We start from the raw sequence: 15,406 nt of genomic DNA, 5'->3' as shown, positions 1-15,406 counted from the left end.
CTGTTCGAGCATGTCGGGCGTTTCGTGCTGACAGCGGCGCCGGGATCTGGTAGAAATCGAACATCAGTTCGTCGCACAGGTGTTCGAACAGCGGGAGGCATCGCCGCCTCACCAGTACTTTCTCTCAGCAGCGGAGCACACCACCCCCGGAGGTTCTTCCGATGAGCACAGCAACCAGCGCCCTGCGTTCCTTCGACCCCACCGCGGCCACGGAGCCGCCGCTCCGCCGGCGCCGGACCGCCCGCGCCCCACGACCTTTCGCCTTGGTCCGGCCGACTGCATCCCCTCCCGCGAGCGACGAATCACGGACGGTCGACACGTCGTCGGCCGCGCACTCTGCCCCGCCACGTCCGGTCGCCACGCCGCCCGCGGATGTCACCCGCAGTACCGTCCGATCCGGCGTGTTGAGTGCGCCCGTGAACAACCCGTCCACCGATCTCGTGTGGGCACCGCGCCGCATCGAACTCACCGACGCCGAACTCGATCTCGCCTTCGCCACCGTGCCGCGCAGCGAACCGGCGCGTCGCACCCGCGAGATCGCCCGCCCGTCGGCGGATCGCAGCCCACAGCACCGCGCGCCGCGCAGCGAACTCTCGCTCTACGCGCGCGGTCCCGTGCGCACCGGCCGTGCCGAGGGTGCGCATCCGCTGCGCCGAGTCGAACAGGCCAAGGCCGGGTTCGCCGCGCTGGCCGTGACGGCGCTGGTGACCGCGCTGATCGTCGTCGCCTTCCTCGGGCTGGCGCACGTGCGCGCGGGAAGTTTCGTCGACCACGTCGACTCGACGGTGCCCGGGATTTCGGAGCAGGCGGGGGTGCCGTCCGACGCGCGGTTCACGTCGGGTCGATGAGTCGAAAACAGCTGCGCGGATAGGTCTTCGGGGAGGATTCGGCAGCGTGCAAGATCGTCGGTATCGACGAATCACACCCCTGAACTAGAACACGTTGCTACGGTGGCGACCATCCTGAATCGGGGCGGGGGCCCTGGTCGAACCCGGATGCGAGGTCTCGGTGCGGCGCTGCTCGTTCGCTCTACTGCTCAGTGTGGTGCTCAGTGCCTTGCTGGCGCCCGCCGCGCACGCGGTTCCGACTTACACCGAATACCTCGATCTGCCTTCGCTCAACGGTGACGGCGAATACGGTGGCGGCTTGCACCCGATGCTGCCGCTGGCCGAGCCACCCCTGCGCGACGCACTCACCCAGGCGCGGGCCGACGGCATCGACCCGGCGCGGTATGCGACGCTGCTGCACCAGTATTGGCTCGTCGTCGCCACCGGGAACGCCGCGATCGACCTCGAGACCTGGGCGCCCGAGCGTGGCGTCGCGGCCAACTCCGCCACCTTCAGCCTGGTGTACGTGAACTATTTCCGGCTCGCCGCCGCCCGCGCCGATCTCTACTGGGCAGGCATGGCGGGCATCGCCGGTGCCTCCTTCGCCGCGGGCTTCTTCGACGTCGGCGATGTCGGCTCCGTTGTCTCCCTCGGTGGCATCCACCAGCTCGGCAATACCGTCGCCGACCTGCTTCGCGCCACCCCGCCGGAACTGCTCACCGGCGTCCCGTCCGATATCACCGGCCTGGCCACCCTCGGTCCACGCCTGACCGCCGCCGATCTGGTCTGGTACCAGACGCGACTGATGATCATGCAGAAGCACATCTTCATCGACCTGGTTCCGATGCACGAGGCCTATCTCGCGCACGGAATGGCAGGCATCGACGAACTGCACGCGGCAGGCCTGATCGGCGACGGCATGCTGGCGGCGTGGCGGGGGATCGACGGCGGCACCGAAGCGGGTCGCGCCGACGCGCTGACCGCCATGGCCGATCGGGAACAGAACGAGATCATCGCCGACCAGTGGGATGTGACGGCGAGTGGCCGCGACGGGATGGGCAGGGTGCTCACCTACGTGACGACGGTCGCGGGCAAGCCCGCCGTCCCCGGCACGCGCGCGCCCGGTGTGTATGCCCCGGTCACGGTGTGGTCGCCGATCGCCGCCGGGAGCCCGCTGGGGTTGCGGATGCCGCTGCCCGCGTTCAACTGGGCCGACCGCGACACCCGCTGGGACTACATCGCCGCCGACCTGCTGCCGCGTCATCTCGAGCTCGCCACCGCCACGGCCCGTGCATCGGCGGTGTATCGCGAGCCGTTCGCCGCCAAGCTCGACCGTGGCCGGATGCTTGCCCGCTTACCTGACATCATCACGGACCTGACCACGCAGTGGCAGGTTGTGCCATCCTGAGCGGTATCCTGTCAAGAGCCATGGAATAGAAATGCGCATCGACGAAGGAACCCTCGGATGCATTGCCCGTACTGCCGACACCCCGACTCGCGCGTCGTCGACTCGCGGGAAGCCGAGGAGGGCACCGCGATCCGTCGCCGTCGTTCCTGCCCGAGCTGTGGGCGCCGGTTCACCACGGTCGAGACCGCGATCTTGTCGGTGGTCAAGCGCAGTGGCGTGACCGAGCCGTTCAGTCGCGAGAAGGTGATTGTCGGTGTCCGCCGGGCCTGCCAGGGCCGTGAAGTCGACGACGACGCCCTGAACCTGCTCGCCCAGCAGGTCGAAGACGCGGTGCGTGCCAAGGGTTCTCCCGAGGTACCGAGCCATGAGGTCGGCCTCGCCATCCTCGGCCCGCTGCGCGACCTCGACGAAGTGGCCTATCTGCGCTTCGCCTCGGTCTACCGATCCTTCACCAGCGCAGCTGATTTCGAACGTGAGATCACCGAGATGCGCGCGGCCCGCGCGGCTGCGGCTGTCGCCGCGACCGACTGAGCTCCGGCGCGACATCGGCCCGCCGCCGCGTATTCGGACGCTTCTCGGCCCGCCGCGCGATCCCTCGGCCGACATGTTCGAGCGGCGAAACCCCCACGCCCGCAGCGGATTCAGCGGCGGATCGAGCTGATCGCCTTCTCGATGCGCTTGGCTGACACCGGATAGGGCGTGCCCAGCTTCTGGGCGAACAGGCTGACGCGCAGTTCCTCGATCATCCACCAGATCTCGGTCACCTCGCGCGCGTTCTTGCGGGCCGGGGGCAGCGCGCGGACAAGCTTGTCGTACGCGGCGAGCATCCGGTCCACCTCGACCATCGCCTGCCGGTCGCGCACCGCCGAACCCGGCAGTGATTCCAGCCGCTGGGCCGCGGCGAGGAGGTAGCGCGGGAGTTCGCGCAGCCGCACCCGGCCCCACTCGGCGACGAAACCGGGGAACAGCAGGTCGTCGAGTTGCTGACGCACGTCGTCGGCGATATCGGTTTCGAGGGTGTCGGCGAGCGCGGCACGCGCCTGCTGGGCGGCGGCCAGTACCGGCACGACGGTGCGGATCAGCGCGACGACCGCCGTGGACAGTTGTGGGCGCACGGCCGCCACCAGCTTGTCGAACTCCGCGGGCGAGCGAACCGGGCCGCCCGCCTTGGCGATCAGTTCGTCGGCGGCGGCGACGCGGCAGTCCTCGACCAGCTTGTCCAGGGAACCGTCGGGATTCTGGCTCAGCGCCAGCCGATCGCGGGCAGGCAGCCCGGCGGTGACCGCGCGCGTCGAGGTGGGAATCGCGGCGAGCAGCAGCGTACGCACACCCGCGCGCATCGCGGCGGCCTGCTCGCTGGGTGAGCTGAGCACGCGCACCGCCACACCCTCGCCCTCGGGGACGAGCGCCGGGTATCCGGTCACCGTCTGACCCGCGACTTCGCGGCTCACGGTCGGCGCGACCGAGCCAAGCGATTCCGTAGTCCACACTGTCGCGGGTGCGCGTTCCGCACCTGCGGTCGCACGCGCTACCGACGCCGAAACCTGGTCGGCCAGTTGTGCTTTGAGCTGCTGGAGGCTCTTGTTCTTGGCGAGCACCTTGCCGGCCTGATCGACTGCGGCGAAGGTCATCCGCAGATGATCGGGCAGTGCGGCGGGGGAGAGGTCGTCGGCGGCGATGGTGACCGAACCCAGTCGGGACAGTTCCCGTGACAGCCCGGTGCGCAGCGGTTCGGCGCGCGGTGTCAGCGCGCGCAACGCCGCGGCGGCGAAGTCGGGCGCGGGAACCACCGCGCGCCGCAACGTTTTCGGGAGAGTCTTGATGAACGCGGCAGCGAGTTCTTCGCGCATGCCGGGCACCAGCCAGTCGAAGCCGACCGCGCGCACGTGCGCGAGCTGCTCCACCGGGATTCGCGCGGTCACGCCGTCGTCGTCTTGGCCCGGTTCGAATTGGTAGGTCAGCGGGAAGCTGAGTTCGCCTTGGCGCCAGGCATCGGGGAAGTCGGTCGGGTCGAGCGTGGCGACACCGGCATTGACCACGGTGTCGGTCGAGAAGTCCAGTAGCGCGGGGTCTTCGCGTTCGGTCTTGCGCCACCAGCTGTCGAAATGGCGCACCGACACGATGTCGGCGGGGATGCGCTGGTCGTAGAACTCGAACAGCACTTCGTCGTCGACGAGGATGTCGCGCCTACGCGCCCGATGTTCGAGGTCGGCCACATCGTCGATCAGCGCGCGATTGCGGGCGAAGAACCCGTGCCGCGTCTGCCATTCGCCCTGCACCAGGGCGTGGCGGAGGAACAGCTCGCGCGACAGTTCCGGGTCGATGCGCCCGAAGTCGACGGGTCGCCCGGTCACCAACGGCACGCCGTACAGCGTCGCGCGCTCGTAGGCCCGCGCCGAACCGCGCTTAGCCGACCAATGCGGTTCGGAGTAGGTGCGTTTCACCAGATCGCCAGCGAGCCGTTCGGCCCACTCCGGCTCCACCTTCGCCGCGATCCGGCCCCACAGCCGCGAGGTCTCCACCAGCTCGGCTGCCATCACCCAGCGCGGCGCCTTCTTGGCCAGCGACGACCCGGGGAAGATCATGAACTTCGCGTTGCGCGCCCCGAGGAACTCCCGCGACTCCGCCTCGCGCACACCGATATGCGAGAGCATGCCCGCCAGCAGTGACTGGTGGATCTGCGCACTCGGCCACGGCATCGCGTCGTCATCGGAACCACCAACGGCTTTCGCGGAGGCCGCACGCGGGGCACCGTCGCCGCCCCGCCGAGATCGTCCACCCGCCTGGCGCGTGCCGTCCCCCTGGATGTCCGCACGGTCGGGGGTGGCGTTCGTTCCGGAACCGGCGGTCGAGTCCGCCACCGCCCGTGGGGAATTCCCGCGGCCGCGACCACGGCGTCCACGATTGCCGCCGCCTTCGGCGGGTGCGGTGCGCCGATCGTCGGCTGACTCGCCAGTCGTTGTGGTGTCGGAGTTCCCGCGGTTGCCGCCCGCATCGTTCCAGCCCATGCCGCGGGCGATGGTGCGCAACTGACCGTGCAGGTCCTGCCACTCCCTGATCCGCAGGTAATGCAGGAACTCGTCGCGACACATCCGCCGGAACTGGTTGGACGAGAGCGACTTCCGCTGCTCGGTGAGGTAATCCCACAGTCGCAGATAGGCCAGGAAGTCCGAGCCCTCGACAACGAAACGCGCGTGCTGGGTGTCGGCAGCCTGCTGATGCTCGACGGGACGTTCGCGGACATCCTGAATCGACAGCGCCGCGACGATGATCAGCACCTCGTCGAGACAACCGTTGCGCTGGGCTTCGACGAGCATCCGCGCCATTCGCGGATCCACCGGCAGCTGCGCCATCTCCCGTCCGATCGGCGTGAGCGTGAGGTGCCCGCCCGAATCGGCTTCGCCATCAATGGTTTTCGAACTCCCGTGCGCCAGCGCCCCGAGTTCCTCCAGCAGGGCGATGCCGTCGCGAATGGCCCGGCGATCCGGGGCCTCCACGAACGGGAAGCTCTCGATATCGCCCAGGCCGAGCGCCGTCATCTGCAGGATGACCGCGGCGAGGTTGGTGCGCAGGATCTCCGGCTCGGTGAACGCGGGCCGCGCCTCGAAATCGTCCTCGGAGTACAGCCGGATACAGATGCCGTCGGCGACGCGACCACAGCGACCCGAGCGCTGGCGCGCCGAGGCCTGCGAGACCTCTTCGATCGGCAGCCGCTGCACCTTGGTGCGCATCGAATAGCGCGAGATACGGGCCGTACCGGGGTCGATGACGTAGCGGATGCCCGGCACGGTCAGTGAGGTCTCGGCGACATTGGTGGCCAGCACCACCCGGCGACCGGTATGCGGGGCGAACACCTTGTGCTGGTCGGCGGCCGACAATCGCGCGTACAGCGGCACGATCTCGGTGCGGGGGAGTTTCAGGTCGCGCAGGGCGTCGGCGGTGTCGCGGATCTCGCGTTCGCCCGACAGGAACACCAGCACGTCACCGTCGCCCTCGGCGAACAGTTCGACGACCCCGTCGGCGATGGCATCGGTGGGATCGCGGTCGACGACGCGGGTGTCCTCGTCGTCGTCATCGGCGGGCAGTTCCAGCGACAGCGGGCGATACCGCAATTCCACCGGATACGACCGACCCGACACTTCGACGATCGGCGCGGGCGTGCCCTGCGCATCGGCGAAGTGGCGGGCGAACAGTTCGGGATCGATCGTCGCCGAGGTGATGATCACCTTGAGATCGGGCCGCCGCGGCAGCAACTGTTTCAGATACCCGAGCAGGAAGTCGATATTGAGGCTGCGTTCGTGGGCCTCGTCGATGATGATCGTGTCGTAGCGGCGCAGCATCCGGTCGCGCTGGATCTCGGCGAGCAGGATGCCGTCGGTCATGAGTTTGACCAGCGTGCGATCCGACGCCTGATCGGTGAAGCGGACGGTATAGCCGACCACGTCACCGAGTTCGGTGCGCAGTTCCTCGGCGATGCGTTCGGCCACAGTGCGCGCGGCGAGCCTGCGCGGCTGGGTATGCCCGATGGTGCCGCGGATTCCCCGACCGAGTTCGAGGCAGATCTTCGGGATCTGGGTGGTCTTGCCCGACCCGGTCTCGCCGGCCACGATCACGACCTGGTTCGCGGCGATGGCGGCGGCGATGTCGTCGCGGCGCGCGGAAACGGGAAGTTGCTCGGGGTAGGTGATCTGCGGAAGCGCCGCGCGGCGATTGGCCACGCGGGTCTCGGCGGTGGCGACCTCGGCCTCGATGGCGGGCAGGTCGTCGGGGCGCGCACGGTCGAGCTTGCGCCGGATCCGGTGTTCATCGCGCAGCGAGACCTCCGCCAGGCGGGTGCGCAGCGCGCGGGTTCCGGTGCTAGCTGTCCTGGTCATTGCGCTTACCAGCCTAGCGAAGCCCGCCACCGGATTTTTCCGCGAGTCCGACGTCCGATCGCGACGCGACCACCGAACTCCCGCTCGAGCTCGGCCGATCGTGCGAAGATCCCGGCATGAGCGGTCAGGTACGGATGTAGCGACGCACGGCGTCTGAGCATGCCGAATGAAGCGGGCATGAGCGGGTCGATGCGCGGCGGGGAGGCGGCTCGCGTCACGAGGTAGATCCGAGCACCCACTGAGGAAACAGCATCAGCGCCAGGGCGCGGCAGCTCTCGTATCCACGTGGGCGCCCCGCAGTTCCGGAGGAGACAGCATGAGCGCATCGGTGAATACGGCGTGGTGGATCAGGGCGTACCGGATCGGGTTCGGGCTGCTCGGCATGCTCGCCCTGCTGTGGATTCCGATCCGCAATATCGACTCGGCGACCTTCTCACTCACCAACTACCTGAGCTACTTCACCATCGAATCCAACGTGCTGTCGGTGATCGTGCTGCTCGTCGGCGGCACCCTGGCCCCACAAAGCCAACGCTGGCAGACCTTCCGCGGTGCCGTCACCCTGTACATGCTGATCACGATGGTCGTCTACGCCATCCTGCTGGCCGATGTCGACGTGATGCTCACCGACAAATGGATCAACGACGTCCTGCACCGCATCGTCCCGCTGGTCCTGCTACTGGACTGGCTGTTCGTCCCGATGGCGAAACGCCTGCGGGCCACTCCCGAACTGGTCGGCCTGTGGTTGATCTTCCCGGTCGCCTATGGCGTCTACAGCCTGATCCGTGGCCCGATCGTCGACTGGTACCCGTACCCGTTCATCGACCCTCGGAGCCAGGGCTATGTGTCGCTGACGATCGGGCTGGTGGTGTTGCTGGTGGTGTTCGTCGTGCTCGCGGTAGCCATGGCATCGCTGGGGGACCTGCCTGCCCGGTGGCGCGAACGTAAGTCCGCGGACTGAGACAGCGGTGGGCCCGGTGCGCGCGCGCCGGCCGGGTGGGGTAGATGTGGACCTATGAATGCGCTCTGGCATGGATTCGCCGATATGGGTGCCGTCAATCGTGACGGCGCGTTCGTTGTCGCTCGCGGCGAGGGCGCTTACGTCTTCGACAGCGCGGGTAAGCGGTACCTCGATGCCACCGCCGGGCTGTGGTTCGCCAATGTCGGGCACGGTCGCGGCGAGATCGCCGACGCCGTCGCCGACCAGTTGCGCACCATCGCGCACTACTCCAACTTCGGCGACCTCACCGAAGCGCCCACCCAGGAACTCGCCGAGAAACTGTCGTCGATCGCTCCCGTTCCCGGCAGCAAGATCTTCTTCACCTCCGGCGGGTCCGACTCGGTGGAGACCGCGGCCAAGCTGGCCCGCCGCTACTGGCACGAGCAGGGCCGCACCGACAAGAAGATCCTGGTCGGGCGCCGGCTGGCCTACCACGGCATGCACTACGCGAGCACCGCGCTCGGCGGTCTGACGCCGAACAAGGAGGGCTACGGCGTGCTGGTGGACGACACCCGCACCGTCGAGTGGGACGACGCGAAGTCCCTGCTCGCCCTGATCGAAGAGGTCGGCGCCGAGCGGATCGCCGCGTTCTTCTGCGAACCGATCATCGGCGCGGGCGGGGTGTACCTGCCGCCCGAGGGCTACCTGGCCGAGGTCCGCCAGATCTGTCGTGACCACGACATCCTGTTCGTCGCCGACGAGGTCGTCACCGGTTTCGGCCGCATCGGCGGCTCCTGGTTCGCCTCCACCCGCTTCGACCTGCGACCCGACCTGATGACCACCGCCAAGGGCCTCACCTCCGGCTATCTCCCCATGGGTGCTGTCTTCATCGCTCCCCACCTGGCCGAGCCCTTCTACGCAGGCGGCACCTGGTTCCGCCACGGCTACACCTACGGCGGCCACGCCGGTGCGGCCGCCGCGGCCCTGGCCAATCTCGCCATCGTCGAACGCGAGGGCCTCCTCGAGGAGGCCGCCCGCCTCGAGTCCACCCTGCACACCGCCCTGGCCCCGCTGGCCGATCATCCTCGCGTCGCCGAGGTGCGCAGCGGTCTCGGCGCGGTGGCGGCCGTGCAGCTCGCCGATCCGTCCGAGGGCCCTGCCCTGGTGAAAACCCTGCGCGAACACGGAATCTCGGGTCGTGCCGCCGGTGCGGGCGCCATGCAGATCTCCCCGTCGTTCGTCATGACCGACGCCCAGGTCGCCGACCTGGCCGCGGGATTCGCCCGCGCCCTCGGCTGATTCGGATCGACACCGGGCCCGTCGGCGAAACTCGCCGGCGGGCCCGGCGTCGTGCGGGCCGGCCCGCTCTGCCCACCGGTTCGGTGGTGATCGGCGCGGGCAATCGCATCACCGGCAACGGTCTTACGCCTGCGCTGAGCCGACATCCCGCGCGTCGTCGGCGGTGATGCCGGTGAGCCGAATGATGCGGGTGTTGAGGTAGCGCTGTTCGGGGATGCCGGCGGTGAGTTGTGCCGCGCGGCGGTAGCTGTCGAGGGCAGCGGGGTGGTCGCCGATCAGTTCGAGCAGGTGGGCGCGGACCGCGTGGGTGCGGTGGTGGCGGGCCATCACCGGGTCGTCGAGTAGGGAATCCACCAGTGCCAGGCCTTCTTTCGGGCCGAAGGCCGTACCGACGGCGACCGCGCGGTTGAGCGTGACGATCGGGCTGGGGGCGACGCGGTCGAGCATGGCGTACAGGACGGTGATCTGGCGCCAGTCGGTGCTCGCCCAGGTCGGAGCCTCCGCGTGGACCGCCGCGATCGCCGCCTGGAGCTGGAATCGGCCGACGTGACCGCGTGGCAGTATCCGCTCCAGGAGCGCGACACCCTCCGCGATCATCGATGGATCCCACTGTGTCCGGTCCTGCTCGGACAACGGCACCAGCTCGCCGTCGCGCATCCTGGTCGCTGACCGGGCGTGGGTGAGCAGCATCAGGGCCAGCGCGCCGGTGACTTCGTCGTGGTCGGGGATCGCCGCGTGGAGCTGGCGGGTCAGGCGGATGGCTTCGGCGGCCATCGTCGGGTCGACGAGCGTGCCACCGGCCGAGCGGGTGTGTCCCTCGGCGAACAGCAGGTGGCACACGTCGAGGACGGCTCGATCAGTCGTCGCGACGCGACCCTGATGAGCCAGCCGCGCGGGTTGGCCGGCACACCCTCGCGGGGCCACTGGGTGGTCGCCGCGGCGGCCGCTTCCTGGGCGGCGTCCTCGCAGTCACCTAGGTTCTGTCTCGAAATGAGTGATGGGGTGGCACCGCGCAGCGGCGCCACCCCATCAGCATGTTCGACCGAAGCTGTTGCCCGCGTTGGCATATAGGTGAGGCCTCCGGTATTCGGATTAGCGACCAAGCAAATCTGAATAGCACCGGAGACCTCGTGGCCAGCCTAGCGGTGGCGGGGCGAGCGGACCTGACCGATGCCCAGTGGGCGAGGCTGGAGCCGTTGCTGCCCCGCGGTAAGAAGGCGGGACGCCCGCCGAAATGGACGAAACGCCAGCTCATCGACGGGATCCGGTGGCGGTGTCGTGTCGGGTCGCCGTGGCGAGACGTTCCGGCCGAATACGGGTCCTGGCAAGCGGTGTATGGACTGTTCCGCCGGTGGCAGCGGGCCGGGTCATGGGCCGCGATCATGCGATCGCTGCAGGTCCAGGCCGACGCAGCTGGAGTGATCGACTGGCAGATCAGTGTGGATTCCACGATCGCGCGGGCTCACCCGCATGCTGCTGGCGCCCGCCGCGACAGCGGCGGGCAATCCGAACCACCGGCCGGTCCAGGGGAATCCGAGCCGGCCGATCACGGGCTGGGGCGTTCGCGGGGCGGGTGGACCAGCAAACTGCATCTGGCGTGTGACCAGGGCTGCCGTGTGCTGTCGGTACTGGTCACCGCAGGTCAAGCCGGTGACAGTCCGCAGTTCACCGCAGTGCTCGATGGCATCGAGGTGCCGAAACTCGGTGGCGGGCGGGCACGAGTCCGCCCTGAGCGGGTGTTGGCCGACAAGGCCTATTCCAGTCGAGGTAACCGGGAATGGTTGCGCCGTCACGGGATCAGGGCAACGATCCCGGTCCCTGCCGATCAGGTTGCGCACCGTCGCCGTCGTGGCAGAGCCGGTGGTCGGCCCCCGGCGTTCGATGCGGTGCTCTACCGTGACCGCAACGCTGTCGAGCGGGGTATCAATCAGCTCAAACAGCATCGTGCGGTGGCTACCAGGTTCGACAAACTCGCTGTCCGCTACCAGGCCACGATCCATATCGCGGTGATCAACCAGTGGCTCAGGCACTCGTGAGAGCGGGCCTGCGGGCCGCCCTCACGACTTCGAGACACTGCCTAGGTCGCCGTGCCTGCGCAGCAGCGCGGCCAGAATGTGCGGCGCCTCCTGTCGCCACACGTGTTCGACCGCGCTCGCGTCCATCGGCTCAGCTCATGGCCGGGCGCAGTTCGACGGTCTCGCCCGGGCCGGCGAACTGCGCGGCGATCTCCTCGGCCCGCGCGTGATCCTCGACATCGATCAGGAAGAACCCGGCCAGATGCTCCTTGGCTTCGGAGTAGGGACCGTCGGTGACCAGCGGCTTGCCGTCGTCCCAGCGATACAGTCGCGAGGATTGCGGCGCACCGAGCGCCTCGCCGCCCACCAGTTCGCCCCGCGCGCTCATCTCGCCGAGCAACGCCTCGAAATCCGCGGTGATCCGGTCGCGTTCTGCCGCGGGCAGCGCCTGGAATTCGGGCAGGTAGTCGCCGGTCGGGTGGCCCCACGGCTGGGGGTTGGAGTGGATCAAGATCACGTACTTCATCGTGGCTCCTTCGCGCTCGCGGATGCGTCCCGATGACCCATCCTCACCGGAAACGTCGGAGCCGACCACGCTGTGTCGACATCAGCGGGATCAGGACGGATCCAGCGGCAGGGTGAAGTATCGGCTCAGCGGGTCGGTGGAGTAGGTGCCGAACGGGCCGCATTCGACGAACCCGTGGCGCAGGTAGAGGCGGCGCGCGGGAGCGAAGAAGTCTTCGGCGCCGGTTTCCAGGCTCAGCCGCCGGTACCCGCGTTCTCCGGCTACCGCGACCAGGTGGGCGAGCACTGCGGCGGCTACACCACGGCCGGTGTAGCCGTCAGCGGTGCGCATGGACTTGATCTCGGCGTGTTCGGCGTCGAGTTCCTTCAATGCGCCGCACCCGACGAGGTCGGCACCGGCCCACGCGCTCCACACGGTGACCGCGGGATCGCGCAGGGCGGTGAGGTCGAGGGCGTGCATGCTGCAGGCGGGAGTGGTGTCCGCCATTTCCGCGTGGTGAGCGGCCAGCAGGGCTCTGATGTCCGCGCCGGCGAGATCATCGGCCACGACGCGGAGCTGGTCGACCTCAGCAGTCGGGTTGTCTGTCATGTGTCCAGTTTGGCGGTCGATGCTCACGTCTATCGACTCGGGTCGGCCTCTGATGAAGTGATCTCGCCGTGCTCAGCGCACGGGGTGCGGCGGCGGACTCCGGTTGCCGCGGCCGCCGTGCGGCGGCGCGATGCGATCCCCTGACCGCGGAAAACGGCCCGAGGGCACCGCTGTGGTGCGAGCATGGTGGTGCGGGTGTCGACTCGAAAGTGGTGGGGTGTGGCCGATTTCGTGGAGCAGTATGCGTACGTGCGGTGGCCGGTGGTCGCCGCGTTCGTCCTGGCGTCGCTGATCGTGGCGACCCGGTTGACCAGGCGACCGCCACCGGCGCACCGGGTGGACACCGCGTCGGACAGCGCGCACCTGCTCATGTGCCTGGTGATGCTGGCCATGCTGGTGTTCCCCGCCGCCACCGACCCGCACGCGATGCGCGGGCTGCTCACCGCCCTGACGGTCGCTTTCGCGATCCTGCTCGCCGAACGCACCGCGCAATGGCGCGCCGGATCGGCCCCCGACGGCGTGCTGGCACTGGGTTATCACACCGTCGCCGCCGCGGCGATGCTCTACGCGATGGCCGGGCACGGGGCGATGCACACGGCAGCGGGCGCGAGCTGGCCCGCCGTCGCGCTGGCGGTGCTGTTCGGGCTGGACGCGCTGCTCGCGCTCGGTACCGTCGGTCACCGATCGCGCTGGCACCGCTTCGTTCATCCGGCCGGCGCGCACCCGCTGACCTCGGCGCTGGTGCCCCATGTGGTGATGGATATCGGCACCGCGTTCATGCTGATCGCCGCGATCGGCCGGTGAATACCGATCCACAACCGCCCGCGCTGCGAATTGCCTTAGTGCGGGCAGGAATTCGACGATGAGTGGGCAGCGCGGTCCCCAACCGCCGCCGGGGTCGCGCGGCGGCGGTCCGCGGACACCCGCGATCGTGGCCGGCGCCGACGATCGCGAGGAGATGCGTGCGCTCTATCGCGCCACCGGCGCCGCCGCGTTCGGATTGGCCCTGCGGGTGCTGCACCGTCGCGGTGCCGCCGAAGATGTTGTCCGCGAGGGCTATCGGCGTGCGAGGGCGGCCCAATGGATCGTCGACGATGACGGCGCGGACAACGAATCCGAGTCCAGCTCCACGGAATCCGGCGCCGACACCGCGCCGACGCGTCCCGGGCCGGATCTCGGGACACCATGGGGCCGTTCGGCGTTCGTCGCGACCGAACAGCGATCCGATCTGACCCCCCACACCTACGGTTCGATGGACGTGACGTTCGGTCGCGGCGTCGTCTACACCCACGACGGTTCCCGCCTGCCCGACCGCGCGGACGCGGGCTCTCGGGCCGCGGCACCGGATCACCTCGGCGCCGGCTATCCGAAGTCTGGCGACGAGGGCACCGATGACGAAGGCCGCGGCTACCCCGGTCGTACCGCGGACCACGGAGCCCATGCCGACCCTGGCACAGGCCATGCCGGTCCGGACCTTCTCGGTACGGCGCAACCGGGCTCGGGCCACCTCGATCCACAGCGATCAGGCGCGCACCTCGGCATCGATACCGAACATCTCGGGATGGACCGAGCGCCCACCGGCAACGCCAACGGCACCTCGGCGTTCACCCACGACCAGACCTGGTTACTGGCCCAGATCCATCGCCTTGCGGTCCAGCGACTGCGCGTGGACCGACGCGGCGACGACATGCCGTGGCTGGCGGCCGCCGCCAGACTCGGCTTCGACGACCCACTCGACAGCCGCTGCGAAATCTTCGTCCTCGCCTACTACGGCGGTCGCACCTACCGTGCCATCGGCCGCGAGCTCGGCCTGCGCGTACCGATGGTCACGAGACTGCTGGCCGAGAGCATCGAAAGACTCGCCGACCAGCGGATCGACCGGTGGACGGCCAGGCAGTCGTGGTGCCCACCCGGTTCGGTGCTGTCCCTGGCCGACGCCTACGCGCTCGACGCGGTCGCCGAGATCGAACACCACCACATCGAGAGCAAACTCACCGCCACCACCCCGAACAGCCTGTCGCAGTTCGCCGCCCGCGTGCGCGGCGTCCACGAAGTGCTCGCCCAGCTGGCCGCCGACGACCAGCACACCCCGCCCCGCAACCTCGAAACCCGCATCCTCGCCGATCTGGGCACCAGCGCACCGCAGCGGCGCGGCCACTGGACGACCAGACCGCCCTGGCTGCGCCGCTTCGGCGGTCCACCGGAGGCTTAGGCGTCCCCCGTGCTCGTCAGAGCACCACCACGTGGTCTTCGGCGACCCGGCCACCAAGGCGAACCCACCCGTCGGAGTCCCATTCGGTGTAAAGCTGGGAGCCCTGCCCCTGCGTGATGATCAGTCCGCGCCGCAATTGCCCGGTCAGCGCGACCGCGGCCGCCCCCGTTGCCTCGTCCTCGGCGATGCCCATCGCGGGGGCGAACATCCTGGACCGCACCGCCCCGCGTGCCTCGTCGGTCCAGGCCCAGAAGTAGTGCTGGCCCTCGGTGAAGTCGACGGGCGACAACGCCGCCAGGTCCTCGGCCGAATTCACCTGCTGGAAGTCGAATTTCGGCGCCCACTCGGCACGCGCGGTGATCCAGGTCAGCCCGTCGGTCTGGGTGACGGCCACCGGCCCCGCCTGCACGCGCAAGGTGTGCACCGGCGTGCGCTGCACATCCAGCCACCACGCGGTGCCGACGGTGGGATGCCCGGCGAAGGGCAACTCGATGGCGGGTGTGTAGATGCGGACGTCGGCGACGCCGTCGACAGGGTCGGACACCACCGTGGTCTCGCTGAACCCCAGCCGGGCCGCCAGCTCCTGCTTGTCGAGGGCGACGACATCCCCCGCGCGGGCGATACCCAGCGCGTTGCCGAGATTTCCGGCCGGATCGGTGAACACTCGGACGACCTCGACCTGGATGTCCGGGGCATCGGGCACATCGTGTGCATTCATGA

Annotated in this window: 13 protein-coding genes; 8 read left to right on the top strand and 5 right to left on the bottom strand. The window is 69.0% G+C overall.

All coding sequences use genetic code 11. The features are described from left to right. The first annotated feature begins 161 nt into the window (after positions 1-161). From ACQHI0_RS18400 to nrdR, 3 genes are all read left to right on the top strand, one after another. A complete protein-coding gene (locus ACQHI0_RS18400) occupies positions 162-848 on the top strand; it encodes a hypothetical protein (protein WP_427903106.1) in 687 nt (228 codons plus the stop codon). Between the two features lie 193 nt (positions 849-1,041). Then, entirely contained in the window at positions 1,042-2,235 is a 1,194-nt protein-coding gene (locus ACQHI0_RS18395) for a hypothetical protein (protein ID WP_427903105.1), read from the top strand. Positions 2,236-2,292: 57 nt separating this feature from the next. Next, positions 2,293-2,766: a transcriptional regulator NrdR gene (gene nrdR / locus ACQHI0_RS18390; protein ID WP_101466624.1), complete on the top strand. Its 474-nt coding sequence runs from the start codon at positions 2,293-2,295 to the stop codon at positions 2,764-2,766. 110 nt (positions 2,767-2,876) lie between these two features. Here nrdR and hrpA read toward each other — a convergent pair whose 3' ends face one another. Beyond that, positions 2,877-7,109, bottom strand: a complete 4,233-nt coding sequence (gene hrpA, locus ACQHI0_RS18385; protein WP_427903104.1) for an ATP-dependent RNA helicase HrpA — start codon at positions 7,107-7,109, stop codon at positions 2,877-2,879. A 316-nt stretch (positions 7,110-7,425) separates the two neighbouring features. Between hrpA and ACQHI0_RS18380 the strand changes: the two genes are divergently transcribed. Then, positions 7,426-8,067, top strand: coding sequence for a Pr6Pr family membrane protein (locus tag ACQHI0_RS18380; RefSeq protein WP_427903103.1), 642 nt, complete (start codon positions 7,426-7,428; stop codon positions 8,065-8,067). Between the two features lie 54 nt (positions 8,068-8,121). Then, the gene (locus ACQHI0_RS18375) at positions 8,122-9,345 is read left to right on the top strand and encodes an aspartate aminotransferase family protein (protein ID WP_427903102.1); all 1,224 of its coding nucleotides are present in this window, start codon (positions 8,122-8,124) and stop codon (positions 9,343-9,345) included. 123 nt (positions 9,346-9,468) lie between these two features. On the opposite strand, the gene ACQHI0_RS18370 is transcribed toward ACQHI0_RS18375, so the two are convergent. Next, on the bottom strand, positions 9,469-10,185 hold the full coding sequence (locus ACQHI0_RS18370; protein WP_427903101.1) for an RNA polymerase sigma factor: 717 nt from the start codon (positions 10,183-10,185) through the stop codon (positions 9,469-9,471). A 290-nt stretch (positions 10,186-10,475) separates the two neighbouring features. On the opposite strand from ACQHI0_RS18370, the gene ACQHI0_RS18365 reads away from it, so the two are divergent. After that, positions 10,476-11,381: an IS5 family transposase gene (locus ACQHI0_RS18365; RefSeq protein WP_427903100.1), complete on the top strand. Its 906-nt coding sequence runs from the start codon at positions 10,476-10,478 to the stop codon at positions 11,379-11,381. Between the two features lie 130 nt (positions 11,382-11,511). On the opposite strand, the gene ACQHI0_RS18360 is transcribed toward ACQHI0_RS18365, so the two are convergent. Next, complete coding sequence (locus tag ACQHI0_RS18360; protein ID WP_427903099.1) at positions 11,512-11,886, bottom strand: YciI family protein; 375 nt, start codon at positions 11,884-11,886, stop codon at positions 11,512-11,514. A 90-nt stretch (positions 11,887-11,976) separates the two neighbouring features. Then, a complete protein-coding gene (locus tag ACQHI0_RS18355; RefSeq protein WP_427903098.1) occupies positions 11,977-12,474 on the bottom strand; it encodes a GNAT family N-acetyltransferase in 498 nt (165 codons plus the stop codon). Between the two features lie 195 nt (positions 12,475-12,669). On the opposite strand from ACQHI0_RS18355, the gene ACQHI0_RS18350 reads away from it, so the two are divergent. After that, the gene (locus ACQHI0_RS18350; protein ID WP_427903097.1) at positions 12,670-13,278 is read left to right on the top strand and encodes a DUF5134 domain-containing protein; all 609 of its coding nucleotides are present in this window, start codon (positions 12,670-12,672) and stop codon (positions 13,276-13,278) included. Between the two features lie 58 nt (positions 13,279-13,336). Beyond that, the gene (locus ACQHI0_RS18345; protein ID WP_427903096.1) at positions 13,337-14,686 is read left to right on the top strand and encodes an RskA family anti-sigma factor; all 1,350 of its coding nucleotides are present in this window, start codon (positions 13,337-13,339) and stop codon (positions 14,684-14,686) included. A gap of 16 nt (positions 14,687-14,702) precedes the next feature. Here ACQHI0_RS18345 and ACQHI0_RS18340 read toward each other — a convergent pair whose 3' ends face one another. Next, entirely contained in the window at positions 14,703-15,404 is a 702-nt protein-coding gene (locus tag ACQHI0_RS18340) for a PhzF family phenazine biosynthesis protein (protein ID WP_427903095.1), read from the bottom strand. Positions 15,405-15,406: the final 2 nt, after the last annotated feature.

The organism is Nocardia sp. FBN12, assembly GCF_050320175.1.
GTDB lineage: Bacteria > Actinomycetota > Actinomycetes > Mycobacteriales > Mycobacteriaceae > Nocardia.
Note: the sequence above shows the minus strand (reverse complement) of the source record. Positions and strands in the feature narration are given on the sequence as shown.